This is a genomic window from Parapedobacter brassicae (assembly GCF_051400755.1).
GTDB lineage: Bacteria > Bacteroidota > Bacteroidia > Sphingobacteriales > Sphingobacteriaceae > Parapedobacter.
Window position 1 is genome coordinate 1 of the sequence record NZ_JBLFFL010000003.1, and the last position, 18,976, is coordinate 18,976.

Here is an 18,976-nt window from a genome sequence, read left to right on the forward strand (position 1 = left end):
CGGTTCATCCAGAGCGTCAAGGTCGAGTGGTGCATCCCATATTGGCTTAAGATCTCCCTACGGGGAACCCCCGATTCCATCATGCCCACTATCTTAATGATTTCCCGTTTGTCGAATGGAACATGTTTGTCCGTTCTTGACGACTTCCCCTTACTTCTTTTGTCTTGCATACACAGTTAATTTGTGTATAGCTTTTTTAGGAATGGACACTACAGCACCTCATCCACCATGCCAAACTCCTTGGCCTCCCGTGCGGTCATCCAGTGGTCGCGGTCGGATAACTTATCCACCAATTCATAATCCTGCCCACTGTGGGAAGCGATGATTTGGTATAGCTCCTCTTGTATCCGCAAGGTCTGCCGGATATTGATATCCATATCGGCTGCCGTGCCCTGCATGCCGCCCGAGGTCTGATGAATCATCACGCGGGCATGAGGCAGCGCCGCGCGCTTCCCTTTCGCACCGGCGCACAGGAGCACCGCACTCATGGACAGCGCAATGCCGGTACAGATGGTGGCCACATCCGGACCGATGTACTGCATGGTGTCATAAATGCCCAGTCCGGCATAGACCGACCCCCCGGGTGAATTGATGTACAGCTGGATATCCTTCTTCGGATCACTCGACTGCAAGAAAAGCAACTGGGCCTGAATGATGTTGGCCACGCGGTCATCCACCGGCTCGCCCAGGAAGATAATGCGATCGACCATCAGCCGGGAAAATACGTCCATCTGCGCCACGTTGAGCTGCCGCTCCTCGGTGATGTAGGGGGTCATGGCCATGGGTGCCGCATAAGCCGCCAATCGTGAGATATGGTGGTCTACGTACATGCCGTTGATACCGTGATGTTGCACGGCGTAGCGGCGAAATTCATTGCTGTTGGTATTCATATGGTTGTTTTTTTGATTAAACACGCTTGGCGGTTGAACATAGTTATCCCTGCACACCCTACCACGGGGGCGTGCCAATGCTTGTTTCTGAATAAAAATCAGTGGTTACTGACGGAAGAAGGCTAATACTTTCTCACGGAACGACCGATGCTGCAGCGTGGTGAACAGCTCACGGTGCACGTGTTCCAGCTCATGCCGCAGCTGTTGGCGGCCATGATCACGAATGATGCCATAGGTCTTGCGCTGCCAGCGGGCCGCTTCCTGAAACGCCGGATCTAACAACAGCTGGGCTTCAAAAAGTATCCGCTGCTCGCCGGAGACATGGCCCAACAGCCCATCTTCCATCCATTGCAGTTCATTCAACGAAGTCTTCATATTGGAGCGATTTTTCTTTGACCACCTGTTTCACCTTTTGCAGGCATTTGAATTTTTGGACGGTTGCCGAACGTTTGCCCGAAAAACCGAAGCGCGCTGCCACCTCATCCATATCGAGCTTTTCGTAGTAAAATGCCGTCAGCAGGTGCATGCATTTCTGCCCGGCGATCTGCAATATGCGTACAATACGTTCATTGATGGGGGTGATCTCCACCTGCAGATTATCTGCTGCCCACTCCCTAGCCGAGTCTTCGTCTCCATAACCGATCATCAACTGGTCGATCGATTCATATCGCCGGTTTTCGGTATACTTCTTGGTCCACAGATGCCGCGCTACACCAAAGATGTAAGCCTCTTCGCGCTGCTGCAAATGCAGGGATTGGCTGATCGTTTTTTCGTAGTAGACCACCAAGGCATCGTGGAATACATCTTTGGCTTCTTCAAATGTGCCGCCCCGTTTGGCCACATGACGGGCCACCACAGGGAACACCTGTTGATAAAGCGCCAGAAAACCGGCTTCACGACTTGTGTGCTCAGGTGATTTACCCCGTATTTTCATCGTCATGGCAATATCCTTTTATTACATGTGCTTTTTCTGCGCCTGATATCACCCAAATTTACCGTATATTTACGATATCCCACAATTGGTCAGCTTTTCTGACCAAACAATAATCCGGATTTGGCTGTTAGCATCTACGGTTAGGAGAGAAAGACACTGCGACCTGCGTAATGCATAATGATAATATATACAGCTGAATGAGAATAGCATATGTTTCCACCTGCCAGCCCCGGGAATGCGGTTTGGCCACATTTAACGAGAATTTGGTTCAAGCGGTCGATCGCCATATCCCGTTTTCCGCATCGGGTAGTTTTATGGTCGCACTCAATGACTCGGATGATAAACGTCAGTACGACTATGACCACCGGGTGAAATTCATCATCAATCAAGAGCAGCTAGCGGACTACCAATCTGCGGCGGCGTTCATCAACCGGAGCGGCGCAGACATGTGTTGCATTCAGCACGAATTTGGTATATTCGGCGGCAGCAGCGGCGCCTATCTATTGGCGTTGACCCGCGCCCTACAGATGCCTTACACGGTCATCTTCCACACGGTATTGGAGCGCCCTGATCCGATGCAGCTTTCAATCACCAAAACGCTTGCCGCCGGTGCCGCTCAAGCGGTGGTGATGAGTAACAAGGCCATCCAGCTGCTGCGCGACATTTATGGCATTCCGTTGAGCCAGATCAGGTCCATCCCCCATGGGGTGCCTGACTTTCAGAAGCCGGATGTAAAGACGATCAGGCAGTCGTTGAATCTGCCAACGGGCAAGACACTGCTGACTTTTGGTTTGCTAGGCCCCAACAAAGGGCTGGAAACCGCCATCAGCGCATTACCGGGCATCTGCGAGCACCATCCGGATGTGCGGTATGTGATCTTGGGAAAAACCCACCCCCGCATCCGGAAAGATTTTGGTGAGGGTTATCGGGATAGCCTGCAACGGTTGGCCCATCAATTGGGGGTTGAAGATCATTTGGTGTTCGTCTCCGAGTTCGTGAGCGAAAAGGACCTGCATGCTTATCTATCTGCCTGTGATATCTACCTGACCCCATACCCCAACGAAGCCCAAATCACCAGCGGTACGCTATCGTATGCGGTAGGCGCTGGCGCTGCGGTCGTTTCGACCCCTTATTGGCATGCCAGTGAACTGCTGAGTGGCAATCGCGGCAAGCTGTTTGATTTCAACAATCATGTGCAACTGTCGACCATCGTCAATGAGCTGCTAAGTAACCCGGGTGAACTGAATAAACTAAGGCAAAATGCCTTCCGTTTTGGTCAGTCGCTCCGCTGGCCGAAAATCGGAAAGCGGTACGCGCAGCTGTTTCAAGCGCATGCGCAACGTGCAGCGCCGTCTCTTCTTTCGGAAGGTACGTTGATGCAGGTCACCTCATCGTTGGGCCAACCTCTTTCTTGGAAAACCTATTAGGCGAACCCGATACAACAAAGCCCGCAACATTCGTCTGCGGGCGTGGTTAAACATTGATAATGCTTCGGATGGCTAGGGCGTTATCCGTTGTATCGTCGTGGTATCCGTCGGGTCCATGCTGTCACGCAACACCTTCGCCTCTTCGTGATGTTTTTTCAACGTGGGTAGGGTCTTCGTCGCGAAAGCCTTCAAGTCCGCGTTCGCTGCGTTAGAAGCGGCTTTCTCAAACAAGGAAACCACCTTGTCATGATCTTTTACCATCAGGTCGACGTATTCCCGGTCAAACTCGGTGCCTGACTTATCCCGGAGTTTCCGTTGTTTGTCAACATGCGCTTCGCTGATCACCGGAGGCAGCGTGATGTTGTGCCGGGTGGCAATGGTCATCAGCTCATCATTGGCTTTCTGATGGTCATCTGCCATTCGTTGGGCAAAGTCTTTGATGCGTTGATCGGTTGCTTTTTCTACCGCCAATTTCCCCAGTTCGACTTCAGCCAGGCCGGCATCTGCCGCCTTTACCGCAAAATCCGCATCGGCATCGTTGGTCATTGCAGTCGTATCATTCACATCTTGTGCCTGGTCTACGCTGTCGTCAGCCGCACGTTGATTGGCGCCATTGCACGCCGCCAAGGCTGTCGCGATGATTGCTATAAAATATAACCTTTTCATGATGTTTCCATTTGATAAGCTTGTAATGTATTAACCATTTAGCTGTCGCTATTGTTTATGGTTCTTTTACTAAACCGGCTACCAGGCTTTTCCATTGCGGATACGAAAGCCCCAGCTTGGCACCTGCGCCTACCATCGCATTCCGCGCGTTGTCCAGTGCCGAGTCGGTATCGGTATTGATTACCTCATTCCTGCCGTGATACCGCGCGATCACTTCGTTTCCACGCCGTTCGACAATCAAGGTGGAGCTGGCCACATCCTGAAAGAAATGAGCGGTATCGTCATTCAATTTCAGGGGATTGGCTGTTGGTCTTAACGTCATTGCGCATTGCTCACCTTCCAGGGTCTCTGCCTCGGTAATGTCTTCAACCTGCACCCAGTCGTATCCGTCGCCGACAGATGGACCGGGACCGGGAATGTCGATCCGTATGTGATCCCCTTCCTTTGGACGGGATTTCACCGCTTCGCCGCCATATTCATCGGTAAGTACAAAGGTAGACATCGGCATCTCCGCGATTTCGTACCAGTGGCTCACATCAAACAGGCGTCGCTTCGCTAAGGCGAAGAAATCACGTGCCCGGTCTTCATCCGGCAATGTTATTTGTGAATCTAAATCGACCTGTTTTCCCGTACGCTGGGGAGGAACGATAAGTGGATCCTCCGGTGTCTCTGCAAGCTGCGCATCGGTTTCATCCAACTGGGTCAAGCGATCATCCGTGACTTTAGCATCCAACTCTCCCAATTCACCGTTAAGCTCACGCTGTTTATCACGGTATTCATCGGGTGTATACTGATTCTCTTCGTCGTAGGTAGAGTTGTCATCTTCACCCTGGGGAGCAGCCGTATCATAGGGGTCGGGGTGCTGGTACTCGGCATCAGCTGTTTCCGAGTCTAATTCAAAGCTGTCTTGATTTTCATTGTACCGCAGATCCTCGCCTGTCGGTTCACGCGTTTCATCGGTATTCTCCACATCGAGTGGGATTTCCGGATGGTTTTTCTTATTGTCTAATACCATGCTTCTATTTTTTTTTATTCACAATTTATATACCCTGTAAATCACATATTGCGCCATTCATCAGAAATATCCAAACAATATAGCATGCCAGGGTTTTAGGTGATGTGGCTGGTCGATGCGTGATGTATTACATACAATGCTGTTCGCTTTTGTAGTGTAATTGTTTGCAAAAACGCACACCTCAGCTCAATGCCTTAATCGCTTGCAGTAACTTCTCCTGCACCGACAAACGGGTATCGGGATAATCCTTTTCGTCTACCCAGACACCAATCGATATCCGGTATCCGTCTGGCTCCAAAAGACTGATCCCGATGAGGTATTCCGTGCTTACGAATAAATCCTGCGTATCATGCAGGGCGTCAGTCAATACACGCTTCGCGTTTTCAAAATCTACTTGATAACTTACTTTCAGTTCCATATCAAGCCTGCGCTTGCCGGCTTGGCTCAGGTTGATGATGACCTCATTGGACAGTTTGCTGTTGGGCACGATGACCGTCCGATAGTCACGGGTCAAGATGACGGTATAAAACAATTGGATGGACATCACTTCTCCTTCTTGGCCTTGGGTAAGGATCTGGTCGCCTACCCGAAAAGGCTTGAGCATCAGGATGAGTACACCGCTGGCAAAATTCTGCAATGTACCCGATAACGCGAGTCCAGCTGCCACACCGAAAGCGCCCACCAATGCCGCAAACAGCGTCATCTGCAACCCCATCACCTGTATAACCAATAAGATCAGCAGCACCCGAAGGGCCATGACAACCAAGCTGGAAAGAAAGACTTCCAAGGTCGGATCCCAATCTTTCTGCATCACTTTCTTCCTGATCCAACCGGAGACGAGTTTAATCAACCACAATCCCACGATGAAGAGGAGGACGCCCAATAGGATGCGCGGTGCCTGGTGAATCAACCAGTCCGTGAGACGAGAATAGAACTTTTCGATATCCATGGTGTATGCTGCGTTTCAAACCTTATCCAGTTGATCCTGCAAAAAGTCTTCCGATGATTCCGGCACTGTCGGAATCGTGGCATCGTCTATGCAAGACATAGCGATACGATCTTGCAACTAATGGTTAAGCCAACACATACCAAGCAATTGAGCAATGTATTTCTCTTCCAGGGAGTCTATTTTTTAATTACAGGCATTTGGCCTTTGCTGGGTATGGAGAGTTTTATGGTGGCTACTGGCCCCAAACAGGACACGTGGTTGGTAGAGATGGTGGGGCTTTTGGCGGCATCCATTGGCCTCACCTTCATCGTATCGAGCCTGCGCAACCGCCACCTGCCGATCGTATTGGGTTATGCCACGGCATCAAGTTTCCTGCTGATGGATGTCGTGTATGTGGCTAAAGATGTCATCAGCCGCATTTACCTGCTGGATGCAGCTATCCAGTTTGCATTTATCACCGTGATGACCATCTTCGTGATCAAACAAAAACAACAGATCGAGGTGTCGAAGTAGTTCAGTTCGTCATGCTCCATGTACTAAAAACCATACTTCTTGTCTGTTTCTCAAAAGTATCTTAAAAAAACTAAAACCTTTCCAACCATTGAAACGTATATCTTAACGAATGAATGAAAAGAATCGCAGTTAAGATCGAAGGAAAGATTATGGAAAATTCAGCAAATATCATTTGGGCTTCACCTCGGACACTGGCCCGTGACGGCATTATAGCGCTTTTGGACCAAGAGCCCGATTTTACTTTTGCGGAAATCGTTTCCACTCGGGAGGATATCATACCGGCGCTGTCAGCCAAACCGGCAACCAACTTACTGGCCGTAGACCATGTATTTCTGGAAGATGACCGGTACTTGAGTACCGTAAAGCAACTCGCCCCGCAAATCCGGGTACTGGTGTTGTCGGGGATCGAATACAATGAGGATATCTTAAGTTTGGTAAAATCGGGTGCCGATGGATACATTGTCAATGAAGCAAACAAGGATGAGCTTGTCTTTGCGATCAAGCATATCCTCGCAGGCAATACCTACATCTGTACCGCGCTGTATTTAAAGGTATTGGAATCCATCGCCACCACGGATTTCGGCAGGAAAGGTCAGGCGGTGGAATTTTCGCCGCGGGAGGAGCAGATCCTGAAGCTCATTTTGGAAGGGTATTCCAACCAAGAGATCGCCTACCAATTATTCACCAACAAACGCACCATCCTGAAATATCGGGAAAGCCTGCTTCAAAAGACCGGCGCGCCGGATATCGGAACAGTCATACGCATCGCACTTCAACAGGGGGTATTAAACTGATCGTCAAAACGACTTATCATGGAAAAGTCTGGAGAAGTTTTCGAAATAAGCATAGACGGGTATTTTATGGAAAAACCCTTGCTGATCCAGCCGGAACAGACGACAGATGGTGTCCCCATCTACCATTGCTACTTAGAGGGGACCTCCGTAAGCCAACTTCGCCGGGAACCTTCCGGAGACTGGACACAGCTGTGGGGCGATTTGCCGAGGGACACGGTGCAGCGTCTCGGTGACGCCATCGCGAACCGTATGGAGTAGCGTCATTTGAAAACGGGCACCGTTCATATTGGCACATCGGGCTGGCACTATAAGCATTGGAAAGGTATTTTTTATCCTGACGGCCTAAAAGATGCGAGTCAATTGCAGTATTACGTACAATCTTTTGGCACGGTAGAAATCAACAACACCTTTTATCGCATACCTACGGAGGCTACCTTCGGCAAATGGGCAGCCACCGCATCGGATGGCTTCTTATTCGCAGTGAAAGCAAACCGCTACATCACCCACCTGAAGAAACTTCATGATGTGGATACCTATGCGGATGATTTTATCCAGAAGGCTTCCCTATTGGGGCCATCGCTAGGCCCTATCTTATTCCAGTTGCCCCCGTTCTGGAAGGTGGATACCCAGCGGTTAGCCGACTTTGTGAAGGCGCTGCCAAAAGGCCCCCGTTATGCGTTTGAATTCCGGAATCAAAGCTGGTATAGCGATGCGGTGTATGAGATACTCCACCGGCATCATTGCGCTTTTTGTATCTATGAACTGGCCGGCCACTTATCACCCATGGAGATAACCGCCCAGTTTGCGTATGTACGGCTGCATGGTCCCGGTGGCAAATACCAAGGCAAGTATACCGATGCCACGCTTTCGGAGTGGGCGGAGCGCTGCCGCCAGTGGCAACAACGCGGAAAAGATGTGTTCATTTACTTCGACAACGACCAGCACGCCTACGCGGTGGATAACGCCAAAGAGTTGACCGAGTTGGTTACCTGATCATTCGAAAAATTTCCACTGCAGATAGGCACAGAGTCCCTCCAATTCCGGAAAGATGCTGAACGCGTCGACCCCCAAACTATGCAAATCGTCCACAATGGATTCTACTTGAGCATGAGGTATTTTGATCTTGACCATTTTTGAGCGGTAATGCTCCATGTCTTCAAACCGTTGCCGATTTTCAAGCGCACCCGTTGAATGCACCGAAAAGACACCGGATTGGTTATTGATCCGTTGCTTAATGATCCGCGGCCGGAATAGCTTGCTCTCCCGGATATCAAAAGGATGTGTATGGTCGTCATTTTCCAGAAAGTCGCCTGCGGCGGCGACAAGCACCCACACGATGGCACAGGATTCAGCCCCTTCGTCGTTGAGGGCTGCGCTTGTTGCAAACCAAAGGGCCGCCAACGCATTGTCCGTCCAATCCAGAAAGCGCGTAGGGAGTCCGTAGTGCTGCCCCAAGGTCAGGCAATCCCAATCGTTTTTTACTTGGTAAGGGTCGATCAGCAAGGGATTGGCCCGCTTGAACTCCTCCAATAGTTCACGCTCGGCGCGCAGCAGATCGCCGTCGCGTGGGTCAAACCGTAAAATTTTTGGAATGAGCGGCGTGTCACTCGCCTGGCCGCGGTACAGGAAGTCGCCCCTCGCTTGCTCCGACCAGTGTCGTCGCTTGAGCTCCTTCACATAGTGTATGTAATCCTCCAATGTCGTAATGGTCTGTTCCATGCTGATATCACCGAGTAGAAATATACTGCCAAAACATTGGAGTGGGTTTGCCGACGAATGAAGAATGCGTATCAACCGCGACTGATCAAAAACAGGAAATCAAGTCGGCAGAAGCAGACAGCCATACCATGAAACAGGACACTAGCCACGCCCCTGTTTTTTCGCCATCCGGTCACTGCACTGCCAAGATGTGCCCATACGCGCTGCAATCAACTGCTGCTTTATTTCCCTGAAAATCCGTTGGCACGGACACCGATAGCGGCATAGAAAATGACGTATTCCTACTGAACCAACTATTTAAATATTATGGCAAATACAGCAAGAAATCATTCGAACATGCCAAATGGGCATTTACACGAACTATTTGTAGATGAGCTCCGGGATGTACTAGGTGCTGAAAAGCAGTTACTCAAAGGTCTAAAGAAAATGGCGGCCAAGGCGAACGGAGAAGGTTTGAGAGCCGCTTTCGAAGAACATCACGGGCAGACGGAGGAACATATTGAACGACTGAAAAAGGTATTCGCGTCGATTAGCATGTCGCCCAGGGCCAAGAAGTGCAAAGCCATGGTGGGCCTGTTGGATGAAGCTGATGAGATCATCGAAAGCTTTGAGGATGCCGAAATACTCGATGCCGCGCTCATTTCGGCGGCCCAAAAAGTGGAGCACTACGAGATTGCCAGTTATGGTTGCTTGGTCACCTATGCCAGTCTGATGGAACACCGAGAGGCGGCTGACTTATTGAACCAGACATTAGCGGAGGAAAAGGATACCGATGCACGATTGACGGAAATCGCCATGGCGGAAGCCAACGTGGCGGTATGACGACGGTTGATTAAAATCCCGCCCCTTTTGCGTCCTCTCCATTGAATACACACAGGAACATCATTACGCAAAGGGGGCTTTTTTATGCATCGACTAACCGCTCCACCTCCGATATCAATAGCTTGATATCAAACGGTTTGCTCACGAACCCTTCTGCTAAGCACGCATTTTTATGGCGCTTGTAATCCTCATAGGCTGACATCAGCAGTACGGGAATGTGGCTCGTAGCGGGGTGGTCTTTCCACGCTTGGCAAACGTCCAGGCCGCTGCCATCTGGCAGCATCACGTCAATCACCACTAATGCGGGCGACGGTTGGTCTGTCTGGTTACGAAACGATGCGATATTGCTGAATAACGATACCTCATAACCGTGTTCGGTCAATAAGAAAGCGACGAGTTCGCCGATATCAGCATCATCCTCTAAAACATAAATCGCCTTCTTCATCTGCGGAAAATTAAAAAAATCGATCAGTAATCACCATTTGGTTCTTGCACACGCGGAATAGAAAAATAAAAAGTGGATCCCTTTCCCAATTGGCTATTGACACCAATGTGGCCACCATGTCGCTCTACGATCTCCTTACTCAAGTACAAGCCGAGCCCGAGTCCTGTCATCTTCGAGGTCCCCTCTACCTGGTAAAAGCGGGTGAAGACTTTTTCCTGTTGATCGCGGCTCATGCCCAATCCTTCGTCGGTCACCTGCACATTCACTTCATTCGCGGACGATTCCAGTGTGACGTATACTTTATTGGCATCTGGCGAATATTTGATCGCATTGGTGATCAGATTGATAAAAACCTGTTCTATCCGCTGACGGTCTGCCTCCACGAGGTAATCTCCATGGATGTTATTCACCATAATGGTATGCGTTTGGCTGCTGAAATGAAATGTTTCTACGATGTCGAGCACCATCTCACTCATGTCAAATGTTTCGAAATGGAAACTCAGCTTGCCTGCTTCGATCTTCGAGATGTCGAGCAACTCGGCGATCAGGGAATTGATCCGTTCTAACTGCTTCAGTGCTTTGGTCAGAAACCGGCGCCCCAACTGGTCTATTTCCGACCGCTCTAAAATCTGCAGGTATCCCTTGACCGTCGTCAATGGCGTTTTCAGCTCATGGCTGGCCAATGCGATAAATTCATTCTTCTTCTGATTGAGGGTATTCACTTCTTCGAATAATCGAGCATTATCCAGTGTTACCGCCACTAACGAAGCGATGCTTCTCATCATGTCTTCGTCTGCCGTGTTGAACACGTCAGCATCGGCATATCCAAAAAACATCGCCCCGATCAATAGCTGATCTGCCGAGCGGATAGGGATGGCCAGGCAATGTTTTATCGGGGGCGCTTCGGAGCCTTTCGGCATATCGAACAGCGAACGGATATGGGGCTCCTCTTGCACGTTTTCGAACTTCACTACATTCCCCCTGACAAATATCGCATGGATGACGCCTTCTTCCAGGTGTCCAAGACATTCATTATTTGCTGAGTCTCCGGGCATGGCAACCGCAACCGATAAGTTGGTTTTCCCCTGTTCGTCCGCCATCCGGTAAAAGCAAAGGCCCACATCAGCGGCTGCCAAGTGGGTCGTTGAGTCGATGACCGTTTGGATAATGGACGGAGTGTCCAATTTTTCGGAGATCAGCTTTCCGATTACATGCAGCGTTTCCAGTTTTTGTTCATGGAACTGAATGGTTTGTTCGTGCTGAATTTTGTCTGAAATATCCCTGGCTATCTTAGAGGCGCCGATGATCTGGCCCTGTTTATTGCGCATGGGGGATATCGTGAGGGAAATCGGCACCTCCTTTCCGGATTTGGTCACCCGGATGGTTTGGTAGTGGTCTACCCGCTTGCCTGCTTTGATTTCCCTGATGATGTTATCCTCTTCGCCTCGCAGGTAAGAGGGTATCAGCATGTTGATCGATTTGCCGATAATTTCTTCTTCCGTATAGCCAAAGATGCGCGCCGCGCCGGCATTCCAGCTCATGATGATGCCATCCAGGTTTTTGCTGACAATCGCGTCATCCGATGACTCTACGATTTGCGAGAGCATGGTCTGCTTTTCTTCTTCCTGCCGATGGGGTGTCACATCGACCAAGGTGTTATAAGCCCCGGTGATCATTCCAGAGGTATCCCTGATCACTTTTGGAAACGCCAGCACATGCCGGCGAGTCCCGTCTGGCTGTCCAATGATGATCTCTTCGCCCCCGCTCACCTCCAATCCACGCATCACCCTGGCTAAGGGATATTCTTCCGGCGGCCTTCTTTTTCCGTTTTGATGATAAATGGCGAATGCTCCGGACCACCTGTCTTTACCGATCTCCGGCGTTCGCCCCCAAAGCGAAGCTGCTGCGTCATTAAACGCTATCAGATATCCCTCTTTATCGCAGACATAGCTTGCTATCGGCGATGCCAAAAACAGTTCCTCGAAAACGCGGTCGTTAACCTCGGCATGCAGTCCTTTCATTCAGATAGCTGGTTTCAACAAAGAAAGAACAGGCCATACTCCATCGCCCTTTCTTCGTGGCAAAACAAAGTTACGATTGTTTTATAAATTGACAATTTTTTTGGATGTCAATGTCGGCAGATGAAAGCAGCTTATTTAGGCAAGCTGGTGGTTTTTATACAATTGTTTATATTGGCGGTAAAAGGCCGTCAGCTCACGTCGTTGCAAGGCGATCAACTCCCTAGCCGATGGTATGATGTCGGATTGCTTCTGAGCAAACCGATAAGCCTTGAGCAACGCACGCTCCCCTTTATCAAAAAACTCGGTTGCCGATAGCGAACCCTTGTTGGAGAAAGCGGACTTGACGAGGTTCCACGCCCTCAGGATGATACCCGAGGGACTGCCTCTTGCCGGAAGATCATGCGCCAGCTCCACATATTTCAGTTCCAGCTCATCCTGCAGCCGTTGGCCCTGCGTGATCATTTGCTCAAATACCCCATTAAGCGCTGCATCGGTTTGGTCGCCGGGGCCTTCAAGCATCGCTTGATAACTCCATATGCGTTCTCCATTCACCTCAATCAGGTCGTTGAGTACTTCCAATGTCAATGCCTTCTGGTCCATGTCACTTCCCGTTTCAAATATTACAAACTAGCAGCCAACAGCTGTCCCGCGGATTTGTGGTCAAGCTCCTCAAAATGCGCAATCCAATCACGCGCAGCGATTACCTCCCGTTTTTGCCGGTTGACCAAAAGCCTGATGGACGGCGCCAGTCCATCTGTTCTTTCCACGCTGTGGTAGGCGATTAACAAGGCATTTTCACCCGACTTACATTTATCCAATGAGTAGCTGGGCATCCGGCTAGAAAAAACGGCCTTGACCATCGACCAAGCTAAACCCAATTTGCCGTGGTGTTCCAATGCTGACTGATCGATACCCCATAGCACCCCTAGTTGCGCCAGTTCTTCTTTCATCGTAGCGCTTTGCTTGATAAACGCGTCAAATAACGTGGCCAAACGCTGCTCTTCCGGCCGGAGCCGGGTGAGCAAGGCGTTATAGCCATTGATTCGCTCGGTATGGAATGCCGCCAGGTCCCGGAGGCATTCCATTGTTAAACTTAGGTTTTCCATATGTTGATTATTTCGACCGTTTGTTGCCTGCTAGACGACCCCTTCCCGATCTCTCAGTTGCTTTATGTGGTCGTGCGAAGCCAACAACTGCGTCTTTTGGCTGACAATCAGCGCTCTTGCACCTGTGGATATATCTTCTTCTTCCGCTGCTTGGCGATATGCCTTTTGCGCGGCATCTTCCCCGTATTCGCAGCTTTCCAACACCGCTTTTCGATCATCTATGGCGAATGTTTTTCTGACGTCCATCCATGCCCGGTATATCTTACCGGACGTGCTGGTCTCATCATCCACCTTGTTTTCCCATGCACCGATGTGCTGCTGCAGCTCGGTCTTCAACCGTTGGCTTTGTTCAATCAAGCTACTGAATAACGCTTTCAGGTCTACATCCGCTACAGGTAGCTCTGCTATTGCTTTTTCGTAGCCTGCTATTCGATCGTTGTTGATCCGAATCAAATCGTTCAGCACTTCGGCTGTTTTCCTTAAATCTTCCATAATTTTCCCTTTCTTATCACGGTATAACCAATTATTTATATACTAACTAATTCTTGAAAAGCATCCTTTGGAGTTGACAACTGATGCACCTCGTTTGTTTGAAAAATTAACTAAAACAACCCATCAAACAACATGCTTTTCAATGGAATACAATTCAATCCCGGTTATGTTTTTCTTGTTTCATATAAAAAGTGCCCAGGAAAAAAATGATGCGTAGGATCTTAAGTGCCAACCAATGCATAAGGCGATTCAGCGGCTTGTTTTTGGCCTCAAAATCACTTTCGTGTATACGTACACATTGATTATTCATAATGTGCTCGAGTTCACGGATGGTTCGCTGCACGAAGGAGCTGCCTTGCATATCCAGATTCAGTTCGACACTTACCCGCGCACTCAGATCATTGACGTTGAATGAGCCAAGGGTCATCCATTCTTCGTCGCAGGTAGCGAGTTTGCCATGAAGCATATTTCCGGAATACTCATAAATTTCGACCCCGTGGCGCAACAGCCAACCATACATGGAGCGCTCGGCGTCCTTCACCAAGGGGACGTCCATACGGCTGCAAATGATCAGCTGTATGCGCACACCGCGCTTGATGGCCGCGCTGATGTCGCGGCGGACAGCAGTACCCGGCAGGAAATAACTGGACAACAGCACCACGCGTGTGGTCGCCTTGCGGAAAATTTCCTTGTAAGTGCGCGTAATGTCGTATTTACGCCGCACCCAATCGTTGCGGCGTATGCGCACAGCACAGCGATCTTCATGTCCGAAATCGAACGTTGCGGACCCCGGTTTGCAGCGGACATCCGAAGGCTTGACACGTGGCACGCTTTTCCAGGTGGTCCAGCATAGTTCGCATAATTTTACAGCCGCCTCGCCCTCCAGGCAAAGGGCAAAATCCAGCCAAGCGGGTTGTCCCGGCTTATCATTGTACCGATCGCCGATATTTGCCCCGGTGACGATCGCATAGCGCGCATCGACAACCAATACTTTTTGATGCATACGGCGACCGATGTAAAAGCGCTTGCTCCTAAATAAGGGCTCAAATACCCGAAAGTGCACGCCGTTTTCCTTCAATTTGGAGATGAGCGATTTTTTGAGGGTCTGAGAGCCGTAGCCATCTACCAGCACATATACTGCCACGCCACGCCTCGCAGCGGCGATCAGCGCATCGGCAACCTGCTCACCCGTCTCATCCGACTCGTAGATATATACCTGCAAGTGGATGCTTTCTTGAGCATGCCCAATGAGCTGAATAAGCAAGGAAAAAAACGTCCGGCCACCGGTGAGCAACCTGACGGGATGATTGGGAAGGAAGACCACCAGCTAACCGTTAAAACCGATTGATAGAAGCTGCTCCGGTCTCCGAGGGCATTTTGTCTTTGGGTATAACCCATACATCGCCGCCATAGTGCAACACCAGCTCGGCTAAATCATTCAATAGGTCATCTGCGGGATGGTCTATGTTTTCGGCATGAACAATGACATTATTCCGGTCGACGACGCGCCCTGGGACCATCCGATTTTCCTCCAGTAGTAGCGTGGCTACCTTACCATCATAGGCATCCTTCACGATTTCATCGATTTGATCCGCTCCGAGCCGTTTCGTGGTAGCGTGTCTAAATTCACCGATTATCGCATTCAGCTGCGCGTCATACCGCGGCTGGAATACCTCCCACGCCAATTTTCGGAGTGCCTCCTTGGATAACGCCATTGCATTGATTTTGATCCCCTCGTCTAACAGCTGCTTATTGCGGGTGATGCGCTGGAATAGGTGGTGATGTTCGGGCAAGGCAGCCAGTATTAGCGGTAGCCGCGTTGGGATGGAATACTTGAGGATAATGCCCCGATCTACTGCCCTGAAAAATTGTTCAATATCATTGTCGATATCGGTCTTTTTTAGCCCGTGGTTTTGAGCAACATCCCATCGTTCGCCGGTGGTGGTGCGGTAGGCGGCCAGTGTCGCATGTAAATCCCGCAGTTCATGATCAAGTGCGTCAATCATCGCATCCGGAACATCCTGCTGCGTCAAGTCGATCTCGTCTAACTGATACCGATCGCCTTCATAGAGTTGGGCGGTGTCGGTGCTGAGCACCAATACGTGATATCGATCGCTGGCTTGCAGGTACTTCAATAATGGTTTGATATGGGCACTGTCTGCCACTATCGCCAACGGCTGAACGGGTCTCCGCAATCGGTACACGTCAAATGTAGCCCGAGTAGCAAAAACGGCCAACCCTTCCCGGTTGTGTTGCCAAAACTGATAATCATCCGATAACGCCTCAAACTTGGAGAAAATCGTTTGGATATCTTTGTCCTTCGCGTATTTTTCCCGCGCTGGTTCGAACTGCTGTACCAGCTTCCTGAAGATGTAAGGATCCTGCGCATTGTCCGGATGAGCGCGATAAGTAGGCATATATACCGAAAAAACAGGCGCTTCGTGATAGCCCAACACGGTATTCAGTTGTTTTGCAGTTAACGTTTCCATAAAACTCATGCTAAGCGTGAAACATATCTGAAGCCGACCGCGGCCCCTAACTGTTAAACAGTCTATCCGCTCAATTGTTGGGTGGTTGGGAGAAAACATTTCAACCGAATGGGTTGTATATGTAGGGTATCTCGATGGCGACATATATGGATTGGAAAAACATCTTCCTGCAAGACCTCGACAGCTCTTTTGCCCTGGAAATTATCTTCCGCACGGCATTGATGTTTATCTTCATCATGGTGGTTCTCCGGCTATCGGGCAAACGGGGCGTGCGTCAGCTGTCGATCTTTGAATTGGCCATCATCTTGAGTTTGGGCTCAGCGGCCGGCGATCCCATGTTCAACGAGGACGTCCCAATAGTGCCCGCCATACTGGTATGCATCACGGCGATTGGCATCTATCGCCTGGTCACGTGGTTGATGGCCAAGAACGAGCGATTTGAGCAACTGTTAGAAGGCGAGCCGGTATACATCGTGGTAGATAGCGTGATGACGATCAAAGACAATATCAAGAACAACCTAGCCAAAGACGAGTTTTTTGCCGAATTGCGCGAGAAAGGCGTCGAGCACCTCGGCCAGGTACGGGTAGCGATATTGGAAACAAGCGGCACGATGAGCGTGTTTTTCTATCCAGCAGATGAAATCAAGTACGGACTGCCCATCTTACCTCACGAATACAATAAACATTCGAACACGATCGCCCAACAGGGCCTGTACGCCTGCATTTACTGCGGAACACTGGCGCAATTGGAGTCCGGCCCCCACCAATGCGGCCGCTGCCAGCATCGTGAATGGGTGCCAGCCATCAACACCAAGCGCCTGAGGTGATCACAGCCTAATCGTCAATCCATCATGGGCACAGGGGTGGCTCTGGCTCACCTGATCGAGGTGTTGCAGCATCTCGGTGCCAAAGTGCGTCAGCAGCAACTGCTTATAGGCAAGTTGATCGTTATATGCTTGCAGGGTCTTATAGTTCAAATGACCATCTACCTCCGAATCAAAAAAATTGCACTCGCAGATAAACAGATCGGCATTCCTGGCCAACTCAATCAGTATGGGTGTCCAGGCCGTATCACCCGAATACGCGATAACCTTTCCCCCAATTGCTATTTGCAGTCCGTGCGGCAAGCTATCTACGGCATGCAGCACCGGGTATGCGGTGATCTCTAAATGATCTGCTTGCACGATGCCGTCCGGCATATAGGTCTTGAACATCAGGTTGAGCTTATCCAATACGCTGCTGCCCGGATACAGTTGGTCCAGAAGCCGTTCGATTCGATCCTTTCCCGTAGGTGGACTAATAATGGTGAGTGGTTCTTGCCGGTGCTGGATGGCTTCTTCCATCAGCAAAAAGGGTACGCCTCCGTAATGGTCGCCATGGAAATGGGTGATGACGATGGTATCGATATCCCGGATGGCCAGGCCTTGTTTCTTGATTCCATAGTACGCCGTCGCACCGCAGTCGAGCAGCAGGCTGGAATGGGGTGTCTGTATGTGAAAACACGTATGCAACCGTCCCCCGCTCGCAAAGGCGTCGCCGCAGCCGATAATGTTTATGGTGATGTTTTCCATCGGATTCACGTATTACGCACTTGATTGCCCTGCCGCTTTTTGCCAGCAATGCCAAAGATTATCCAAAAAGTATCAACAAACCGAGGTGCTAAGTGTTGGTACGAATAGTGAAAAATTGGAAAAACTTCATCAAGCGCTGGTTTACCATCCTGAAAAATACGTTTATCATATTCATGGATGTCAAGGGGCTCAAATTCAGCGCCTCTCTGGCATACTACACCGTGTTTTCGTTGGCTCCATTACTGGTGTTGACGATTTCACTGGCTGCCCTGGTTTTTGATCAAGAGGTCGCCGAAGGCAAGGTGTTTGATGAAATCAATGGATTGGTGGGCAATAACGTAGCCGCTCAGATACAGCAAATGCTCAGAAACGTACAGCTCAAAGAAGACAGCGCATTTGCCCTCATCGTCGGTATCGGCACGCTGCTCTTAGGCGCCACCACGGTATTCGGCGACATGCAACATTCCATTAACAAAATCTGGGCGATCAAACCGAAGCCCCGGCGGGGATGGGTCAAACTGATCATGGATCGGCTGCTTTCGTCGTCGCTGGTTCTCTCGTTGGGCTTTCTGCTGATTGTCTCCTTGATCATCAATGGTCTGTTGATGGTCTTCATGGACTATTTCAAACGGGTGTTTTCTGACGTTGCCGTCTACCTATCCGCCGCGCTGGATCTCGTGATCAGTTTTGCTGTCATCAGCACCCTGTTTGGTGTAATTTTCAAATTTTTGCCCGATGTGCACATCCGATGGAGGAATGTGCGTGCAGGTGCTTTTTTCACGGCCATATTGTTCATGATTGGTCGCTTTCTGATCGGCTTTTATATCCAGACGACGGGACAGGAATCGACGTATGGTGCTGCTGGTGCGATCATTGTATTGCTGCTTTGGGTGTATTATACGGCAGCCATTCTCTATATCGGCGCTTCGTTTACCCGAGCCTATGCGGAGTACCACGGTGCACACATTGTGCCGGCTGAATTTGCGGTACACGTAGAGGAGCGGGAAACGGAAATAGAAGTGAATGAACTACCTCCTGCAAAGGGCACTGAACAGCCGACGGACCAAGACAAATTAGAATCGGCCGATTAGACGCTATTTTTTTTCAAAAAAAGCAAACAAAT

General features: G+C 50.0%; 23 protein-coding genes. 8 read left to right on the forward strand and 15 right to left on the reverse strand.

Annotated elements, in window-relative coordinates; genetic code table 11:
- Positions 1–209 precede the first annotated feature (209 nt).
- From ACMGDE_RS09155 to ACMGDE_RS09165, 3 genes are all read right to left on the reverse strand, one after another.
- Complete coding sequence (locus ACMGDE_RS09155; protein ID WP_436832481.1) at positions 210–890, reverse strand: ATP-dependent Clp protease proteolytic subunit; 681 nt, start codon at positions 888–890, stop codon at positions 210–212.
- Between the two features lie 105 nt (positions 891–995).
- On the reverse strand, positions 996–1,265 hold the full coding sequence (locus tag ACMGDE_RS09160) for a hypothetical protein (protein WP_436832482.1): 270 nt from the start codon (positions 1,263–1,265) through the stop codon (positions 996–998).
- The gene (locus ACMGDE_RS09165) at positions 1,246–1,830 is read right to left on the reverse strand and encodes an RNA polymerase sigma factor (RefSeq protein ID WP_436832483.1); all 585 of its coding nucleotides are present in this window, start codon (positions 1,828–1,830) and stop codon (positions 1,246–1,248) included. Before ACMGDE_RS09165 ends, ACMGDE_RS09160 begins: the two co-directional genes overlap by 20 nt.
- A gap of 191 nt (positions 1,831–2,021) precedes the next feature.
- Here ACMGDE_RS09165 and ACMGDE_RS09170 point away from each other — a divergent pair, with 191 nt between their 5' ends.
- Entirely contained in the window at positions 2,022–3,251 is a 1,230-nt protein-coding gene (locus ACMGDE_RS09170; RefSeq protein ID WP_436832484.1) for a glycosyltransferase family 4 protein, read from the forward strand.
- Between the two features lie 72 nt (positions 3,252–3,323).
- Here ACMGDE_RS09170 and ACMGDE_RS09175 read toward each other — a convergent pair whose 3' ends face one another.
- The 3 genes from ACMGDE_RS09175 to ACMGDE_RS09185 form a co-directional block, all read right to left on the reverse strand.
- Complete coding sequence (locus ACMGDE_RS09175) at positions 3,324–3,917, reverse strand: DUF4142 domain-containing protein (protein ID WP_436832485.1); 594 nt, start codon at positions 3,915–3,917, stop codon at positions 3,324–3,326.
- A gap of 55 nt (positions 3,918–3,972) precedes the next feature.
- Complete coding sequence (locus ACMGDE_RS09180) at positions 3,973–4,932, reverse strand: hypothetical protein (protein ID WP_436832486.1); 960 nt, start codon at positions 4,930–4,932, stop codon at positions 3,973–3,975.
- A 181-nt stretch (positions 4,933–5,113) separates the two neighbouring features.
- The gene (locus tag ACMGDE_RS09185; protein ID WP_436832487.1) at positions 5,114–5,881 is read right to left on the reverse strand and encodes a mechanosensitive ion channel family protein; all 768 of its coding nucleotides are present in this window, start codon (positions 5,879–5,881) and stop codon (positions 5,114–5,116) included.
- 120 nt (positions 5,882–6,001) lie between these two features.
- Between ACMGDE_RS09185 and ACMGDE_RS09190 the strand changes: the two genes are divergently transcribed.
- From ACMGDE_RS09190 to ACMGDE_RS09205, 4 genes are all read left to right on the forward strand, one after another.
- Positions 6,002–6,394 (forward strand): hypothetical protein, encoded by a 393-nt coding sequence (locus ACMGDE_RS09190; RefSeq protein ID WP_436832488.1) that lies wholly within the window; start codon positions 6,002–6,004, stop codon positions 6,392–6,394.
- Positions 6,395–6,543: 149 nt separating this feature from the next.
- Positions 6,544–7,188, forward strand: coding sequence for a LuxR C-terminal-related transcriptional regulator (locus ACMGDE_RS09195; protein WP_436832489.1), 645 nt, complete (start codon positions 6,544–6,546; stop codon positions 7,186–7,188).
- Between the two features lie 18 nt (positions 7,189–7,206).
- Positions 7,207–7,446 (forward strand): hypothetical protein, encoded by a 240-nt coding sequence (locus ACMGDE_RS09200; protein WP_436832490.1) that lies wholly within the window; start codon positions 7,207–7,209, stop codon positions 7,444–7,446.
- Between the two features lie 6 nt (positions 7,447–7,452).
- Positions 7,453–8,181, forward strand: coding sequence for a DUF72 domain-containing protein (locus tag ACMGDE_RS09205; RefSeq protein WP_436832491.1), 729 nt, complete (start codon positions 7,453–7,455; stop codon positions 8,179–8,181).
- Here ACMGDE_RS09205 and ACMGDE_RS09210 read toward each other — a convergent pair whose 3' ends face one another.
- Complete coding sequence (locus ACMGDE_RS09210; RefSeq protein WP_436832492.1) at positions 8,182–8,907, reverse strand: FRG domain-containing protein; 726 nt, start codon at positions 8,905–8,907, stop codon at positions 8,182–8,184. It lies immediately after the preceding gene.
- 306 nt (positions 8,908–9,213) lie between these two features.
- On the opposite strand from ACMGDE_RS09210, the gene ACMGDE_RS09215 reads away from it, so the two are divergent.
- Positions 9,214–9,729 carry a ferritin-like domain-containing protein gene (locus tag ACMGDE_RS09215; protein ID WP_436832493.1) on the forward strand — a complete coding sequence of 172 codons (516 nt, stop codon included), beginning with the start codon at positions 9,214–9,216 and terminating at the stop codon, positions 9,727–9,729.
- A gap of 82 nt (positions 9,730–9,811) precedes the next feature.
- On the opposite strand, the gene ACMGDE_RS09220 is transcribed toward ACMGDE_RS09215, so the two are convergent.
- From ACMGDE_RS09220 to ACMGDE_RS09250, 7 genes are all read right to left on the reverse strand, one after another.
- Positions 9,812–10,174, reverse strand: a complete 363-nt coding sequence (locus ACMGDE_RS09220; RefSeq protein ID WP_436832494.1) for a response regulator transcription factor — start codon at positions 10,172–10,174, stop codon at positions 9,812–9,814.
- Between the two features lie 23 nt (positions 10,175–10,197).
- Positions 10,198–12,195 (reverse strand): PAS domain S-box protein, encoded by a 1,998-nt coding sequence (locus tag ACMGDE_RS09225; protein ID WP_436832495.1) that lies wholly within the window; start codon positions 12,193–12,195, stop codon positions 10,198–10,200.
- Positions 12,196–12,330: 135 nt separating this feature from the next.
- Positions 12,331–12,795 carry a DUF2383 domain-containing protein gene (locus ACMGDE_RS09230; protein ID WP_436832496.1) on the reverse strand — a complete coding sequence of 155 codons (465 nt, stop codon included), beginning with the start codon at positions 12,793–12,795 and terminating at the stop codon, positions 12,331–12,333.
- 20 nt (positions 12,796–12,815) lie between these two features.
- Complete coding sequence (locus tag ACMGDE_RS09235) at positions 12,816–13,301, reverse strand: ferritin family protein (protein ID WP_436832497.1); 486 nt, start codon at positions 13,299–13,301, stop codon at positions 12,816–12,818.
- Between the two features lie 30 nt (positions 13,302–13,331).
- The gene (locus ACMGDE_RS09240; protein ID WP_436832498.1) at positions 13,332–13,793 is read right to left on the reverse strand and encodes a PA2169 family four-helix-bundle protein; all 462 of its coding nucleotides are present in this window, start codon (positions 13,791–13,793) and stop codon (positions 13,332–13,334) included.
- Between the two features lie 154 nt (positions 13,794–13,947).
- Positions 13,948–15,117, reverse strand: coding sequence for a phospholipase D-like domain-containing protein (locus ACMGDE_RS09245; protein WP_436832499.1), 1,170 nt, complete (start codon positions 15,115–15,117; stop codon positions 13,948–13,950).
- A 10-nt stretch (positions 15,118–15,127) separates the two neighbouring features.
- Positions 15,128–16,282, reverse strand: a complete 1,155-nt coding sequence (locus ACMGDE_RS09250; protein ID WP_436832500.1) for a baeRF3 domain-containing protein — start codon at positions 16,280–16,282, stop codon at positions 15,128–15,130.
- 134 nt (positions 16,283–16,416) lie between these two features.
- Between ACMGDE_RS09250 and ACMGDE_RS09255 the strand changes: the two genes are divergently transcribed.
- Complete coding sequence (locus ACMGDE_RS09255) at positions 16,417–17,109, forward strand: DUF421 domain-containing protein (RefSeq protein ID WP_436832501.1); 693 nt, start codon at positions 16,417–16,419, stop codon at positions 17,107–17,109.
- On the opposite strand, the gene ACMGDE_RS09260 is transcribed toward ACMGDE_RS09255, so the two are convergent.
- Positions 17,110–17,853: an MBL fold metallo-hydrolase gene (locus tag ACMGDE_RS09260; protein WP_436832502.1), complete on the reverse strand. Its 744-nt coding sequence runs from the start codon at positions 17,851–17,853 to the stop codon at positions 17,110–17,112. It abuts the gene before it with no gap.
- Between the two features lie 107 nt (positions 17,854–17,960).
- Between ACMGDE_RS09260 and ACMGDE_RS09265 the strand changes: the two genes are divergently transcribed.
- Positions 17,961–18,944 (forward strand): YihY/virulence factor BrkB family protein, encoded by a 984-nt coding sequence (locus ACMGDE_RS09265; protein WP_436832503.1) that lies wholly within the window; start codon positions 17,961–17,963, stop codon positions 18,942–18,944.
- Positions 18,945–18,976: the final 32 nt, after the last annotated feature.